Annotated in this window: 3 protein-coding genes; all 3 read left to right on the top strand. The window is 44.0% G+C overall.

The window, feature by feature from the left end; genetic code table 11:
- The first annotated feature begins 179 nt into the window (after positions 1–179).
- The 3 genes from ACTQ53_RS17120 (at position 180) to ACTQ53_RS17110 (ending at position 4027) form a co-directional block, all read left to right on the top strand.
- Positions 180–407 carry a hypothetical protein gene (locus ACTQ53_RS17120; RefSeq protein ID WP_441934489.1) on the top strand — a complete coding sequence of 76 codons (228 nt, stop codon included), beginning with the start codon at positions 180–182 and terminating at the stop codon, positions 405–407.
- A 137-nt stretch (positions 408–544) separates the two neighbouring features.
- Positions 545–1420 carry a GLPGLI family protein gene (locus ACTQ53_RS17115; RefSeq protein WP_441934487.1) on the top strand — a complete coding sequence of 292 codons (876 nt, stop codon included), beginning with the start codon at positions 545–547 and terminating at the stop codon, positions 1418–1420.
- Positions 1421–1423: 3 nt separating this feature from the next.
- Entirely contained in the window at positions 1424–4027 is a 2604-nt protein-coding gene (locus ACTQ53_RS17110) for a hypothetical protein (protein WP_441934485.1), read from the top strand.
- Positions 4028–4466 lie beyond the last annotated feature (439 nt).

The raw sequence follows: 4466 nt of genomic DNA, 5'->3' as shown, positions 1-4466 counted from the left end.
TTTCAAAGATCGATATTTGCCCTTTTCGGGCCTATCAGAGAAGCTTTCGGCTCTTTCAAAGCGATTTCTCGACAGATATTCACCAGCGGAGCCGATTGCTATGTTTCACTCTGAATGACCACACTGGTCATGCTGGATTCAAAATATGCCCCTTTTTAAAGTGGGCTCATTACTATAAATTGGAATACGAGAATGCAGGTCATGCCTTCGCCCAGTGCATCGAATATGATGACGAGGACGATCCTCACAACTATTATAATGCTGCGCAAATGTATATCGGAGCCAAGATGAAGCCACAGGCAAAACTCTATCTCCAGATGTTCTTGGCAAAAGCTGATAAGTTGAAGGATGAAAAGGAAAAAGCTAAACTTACAGCGAAAGTAAAGGAGCAACTAAAAGGAAAGTAAAATAAAACAGATAACTTTTTAGTTTACTCTTCGCTAGTTTTAGCGTCTATTAAAAAGCTATAAATAGCTGCATTTTTTTTGCAGAGTGTCACAAAAAGTGTAACTTTGCAAGCAGATTAACAGATAAAGACAGAATTATGAAGAAAATCATCTTAGCTTTAGCAACCTTGCTCTTTATGGGAAGTGCTGCAACAAAAGCACAAGTCACAAAAGTCACTGTGCGCTCTATATCGGGAAACAGTAAGGAGGAAGTCGAGAACATCGACAACGCCAAGTATCGCATTACCTATGATGGGAAATGGGTGAACAATCCTTCCATCAAACCCTTCATCTACACGGATAGCGAGATGCGCCTCGACATTGGTGAAAAGGCGACCAGCTTCTATGACAGAACGAAACAGGTAAAGGATTCACTCATGAACGAAAAAGCCAAGACTGGCAATTTCGACTTCTCTGATTTACCTAAAGGTGGAAGATTCCCGTTCTCCTACTACAAGAACTATCCATCTACTGGCAAATCCATCCAATTGGAATCTGTCGGCACTACAGATTACAAATGCACAGAGAACGTGGAGACACCCGACTGGCAACTCATCCCCGACAGCGCAACAACCATCATCGGCTATCATTGCCAACTAGCCAAGACCAACTTCAAGGGAAGGACTTGGTATGCATGGTACGCCGAAGACATTCCTTTGCCAGAAGGTCCTTGGAAGCTGATTGGACTGCCGGGCTTGACACTGAAAGCATACGATGAAAACAAAGAATATTCATTCACAGCCATCGGCATGAGTACGTTGACAGCACCAACACCTATCACGTTCCCCAAGGCTAAGAGAGAAGAGATCAGCCAAAAAGACCTCAGAGAATTCAAAAAGAAGTTTACGCCAGGAATGGTATTGGAAACATTAAACATCAAGAACATAAAAATACAGGACGAAAAGGGCAACCCAATTGACATGAAGAAATTCATGAATAAGAAGAATGTCTTCAATCCGATTGAACTTCAATAATAAATGAAGAGAATAATTATCAGTTTTATCGCTTTCTTTCTCTTGTTCTGCATCCCAATGGCGATGCAGAGCAAGAGAAACACTCCTATCTTACTCGATGACGACAACACTGCTACCGGGATTCATGGTTATGTAGAAGATTCATTGACCCATAACCGTCTAGCCAACGTCTCCATCACGCTGCTCCGCAATGGAAAGCCCTTGAAGTTTACAAGAACAAAGGAAGACGGAACCTTCGTGCTCCCTATCACCGAAAAGCAAGCCAACGACAAACTGCAGGCCACGTTTATGGGGTATAAAAAGACAAAAACATCGATTTCATCGGGAAAAGAAACCATCATCAGTATGGCTTCAACAGCTTTTGTCTTGAAGGAAGTACAGGTGAAAGGCTCTCGCATCACGGGTCGGGATACCATTTCTTTCGATCTCACCCGCTTTGCCAACGAACGAGATAACTCCCTGAAAGATGTACTGAAAAAGCTGCCAGGCGTGGATATAGAGAAGAATGGTCGTATCAACTACAATGGTAAACCTATCAATAGATTCACCGTGGAAGGACTCGACCTGACCGGTGGCAAATATAACCAGCTGGAAGAAAATATCAAGGCAAAAGATGTGAAAAAGGCCGAAGTCATCGAGCATGACCAACCTATCAAGGCGCTCCAGAACAAGACCTTTACAGATAATGTAGCGATGAACATCGCCCTGAAAGATAGTGCCCGCGACAAACTGATGCCCACCCTCAAGCCTTACATGCTCGTAGGGCATCCGTCCCACATAGGCGGAAGCATCAACATCATGCAAATTGGCAAAAAGAAACAGATGATGTATGATGCAGAATACGACAGAACAGGTAAAAATCTCGGCTATTCACTTAACCAACTCGCATCTTACAGCAATCGTCTGGCTCCTGCCTCCCTTCCATCATGGGTATCGGTACCATCGCTTGACGCTCCTATCGACGAAGAACGCCTGCGCTTCAACACCTCGCAAAAATACTCCATCAACCATATCAAGAAGAACAAGGACGATGCAGAGACTCGCATAGAAGCCAACTATCTTCGTACGGTAACCCGACAAGAGCGAGAGAACATGAGTATCTACGACCTCGGCGGCGAAGCTCCTACTGTTACCACGGAGCACAACCACAAGACGATGATCAGCGATGCCTTCAATCTGCAATGGGAGAACAAGGTAAACAAGGCTGAGCATTATGGCAACGAGAGTATCAGCCTCAGCGCAGCACAAAGCGATGGCTTGTCAAACATCAACGACACGCTTACCCAACGTGTCCGCATCCCAAAGCTCGACCTCTCGGCAAGTATCTACCGCCTCTTCGTCTTCAAGAAAAGTCAACTCTCTTGGCGTAGCACTGCCGACTATCACCATGGTGTGGCGGACCTCTACGTTAACGACGAGCGCAATCGCATCCGCACCAACCTTTGGCATACAGCCCACGCCTTACAGTGGATGAGGAACCGCTTCCACTGGACACAGGAATATAGAATGAGTATCGACCTCAACAACATCTATGCGAAATATCAGGAAAGAAGCGATGAAATCGACAAAAACAACGGATTCATCGAAAACAGTCACGATGAAATCGGTCAAAACAGTCTTAACATTACAGGGAAGTTCACCCCTTACTGGCAATACAAGACCGAGACGTTCCGTATGTCGTTCTCTCCCGACTTCATCTGGGAACGCTTCACCTATCCACAGAAAACTCTACTTACCGTATCACCCTACCTTTACTTATATAAGAAATTGGATTTCCGTAGAGAGTTGACTATCTACACAGGATACAGTACTGGAACGGGCAGTGCCACCAACTACGCCATGAAGCAATATCGCAAAAGTTATCGCTCTTGGTACACTTCGAGCGACATCATTCCGATAACTCGCTCTCTTTATGGCAAGTTGAGTTACGACTACAAGCGCCCTATCAAGGAAATCTTCTTCAGCGCATCGGTCAATGCCAGCAAAAACTGGATGAACACGGCATCCGACCTACGCATCGAGGATGGCAAATACTATACCTCATTATATAAGCAGGACAGCAAGAGCAACAACATCGGAGGTTCGCTCTATATCTCCAAGGGTTTCTACGACCTTCATCTGAAGACCCGCCTGGAGGGCAGTTACAACTACAGCAAGGGTGAGCAATACAGCAGCGGCAAAGCCATCAGCTACACCGCGGACAACTATACTGTGAAGCCTAGCATCGACTTCTCGCCGTCCTGGTGTGCCTTTAGCTATGAGGGAGAATTCTCTTTTTACAACTCGAAACGTCAAAAAATAGCGAAGTCATCGTTATTTAATTGGCGTCAAAGCGTATCTGCCACCGCTACCATCAGCCATGTGGACCTCTCCTTCTCGCTCGTACATTATCGCAATGAACTGCAAGAGGGCAGCCACCTTAACACCCTCCTTGGCGATGCCTCGGCAGTATGGAGAATGAAAAAGCTCCGCCTTTCAGCAGAGCTTCGAAACCTTTTCAACAAGAAGAACTATATGGAAACCATCTATAGCGGCATCAGTACATTGACCGACAGCTATTATCTTCGCCCTCGCGAACTGATGATTTCCGCCCAGTATTCCTTCTAAACAAGAACTCCCATCTCAGAAAAGAGACGGGAGTTCTTTGCTTTTGAGGATAAGAGACAAGGTTATGTCTTTTGACGTAGTTTTAAAGCAATATACGTCTAAACTTCTTAATATACAAACGCTTAATTATAAATAAAAATATAATTTTCCTTAAAAAACATCACAAAAAGATACATTCTTATGAAATAAATGATATATTTGCAATAATTTTTTAAATAACAAAGCATATGAAACAAACATTATCCACACTTTTCGCAATCATTGCCTTTTTTTGTCTGACAAGTTGTTGCAGTGATGAAGAAGATTACAGAATTACAGGGGTGTACGAAACGTAACTATTCGGTGAAAGCCGTATTGTGCGCCTAGATAAAGTTTCGTACCTTTGCACCATGATTTTAAATTTTTCAAATTATGGTGCAAGGCAAGAAACAATTAAACA

It is taken from the genome of Prevotella sp. Sow4_E9_plate (genome assembly GCF_052116205.1).
Lineage (GTDB): Bacteria > Bacteroidota > Bacteroidia > Bacteroidales > Bacteroidaceae > Prevotella.
Note: the sequence above shows the minus strand (reverse complement) of the source record. Positions and strands in the feature narration are given on the sequence as shown.